Origin of the sequence: Glutamicibacter sp. BW77 (assembly GCF_002332285.1) — a bacterium.
Lineage (GTDB): Bacteria > Actinomycetota > Actinomycetes > Actinomycetales > Micrococcaceae > Glutamicibacter > Glutamicibacter bergerei.
Genome location: NZ_NRGT01000046.1, coordinates 1 through 1,196 on the forward strand (window position 1 = coordinate 1; position 1,196 = coordinate 1,196).

Here is a 1,196-nt window from a genome sequence, read left to right on the forward strand (position 1 = left end):
AATTGCCCTTGCGAGACATGGATTGCACCGCACCGTGCTTCGTGAGCAGGTGACGCCACGACGAATGCTGATATTGAAATCCTTGGTCCGTGTGCACCAGCAATCCAGATGCCGGTCTCTGCGATTCGAAGGCCTCGGCCAGGCTGGCACTGGTAAATGCTGTTGTCGGCGAAGTCGAGATCGTATGGCTGATGATGCAGTGATCAAACAAATCCATGATCGGTGACAGATACAGTTTTCTGCCAGCTACCCGGAACTCGGTCACGTCGCTGACCCACTTGGTGTTCGCCACCCTGGTTTGGAACTGGCGTTTTAGTATGTTCTCCGCGATATGACTGGTTTTCCCTTTGTAGGAGGAGTACTTGCGTCGTATCCGCACCTTGGATTTCAGGTTCAGCTGATCCATCAGCTTCCAGACCAGTTTCTTAGACACCTTCCAGTCCTTCTTCACCAGCTCGACTCGCACTCGGCGGTAACCGTACCGATGTTTGCTTTCGGTGAAGATTGCTTGGATTTCTTCTTTGAGCTTCTGGTGCTTGTCAGGTTCGGTGAGCCGTTGCGCATGGTAGAAATACGTTGATCTGGCTAGCCCTGCTGCGTGGAGCAGGTCAGCTAGATTGTGGTCAGACTTGAGGGTTGCGATCGCCAGCGTTTTCAGGCGTGCCCCTGGTTCCTCAAGTCCCGCAATTTTTTTAGGTATGCGTTTTCTGCTTGAACACGCTTGAGTTCGCGACGTAATTTGTCTTCTTCACTCAAGGCCACTGGTTTTTCGGAGCCTTTGGGCCTGCCCTTTGGTTTGAGCATCAGCGCTTCATCGCCGCCCTCACGATGTTGCTTAGCCCATTTCCCAACCAACTTTTGTGAGCTGAGATTAAACTCTTTCGCAAGATCCATCCTCGTTTCGCCGGTCGCATGCCGGTCAACGATTTCCTTCTTGATCTCAAATGAATAGACGGATTTCGTGCGTTTTTCCATAAGACATAGCCTGCCATGAAGATGCCAGCTTCGATAAAGACGGCGAACAGGTTCTGACTTCACTCGTAGTTCAGTTGAGGCTGCTTTATAACCTAAGCCTTGCTCGAAGAGGTCGACTAGTCGTTCTCGTTGTTGCTCGGATAATGTGCTTCTTGCGCGCATTGAAAAGCTCCCCAGATGTGGTTACTGATTTCTCAGTCCAACATTTGGGGAGCAGTTCA

1 pseudogene is annotated in these 1,196 nt (G+C 51.0%); it reads right to left on the reverse strand.

The features are described 5' to 3' along the window. Positions 1-984 (reverse strand): annotated as a pseudogene (locus CIK74_RS18685) (IS3 family transposase); the annotation flags it as partial. Positions 985-1,196: the final 212 nt, after the last annotated feature.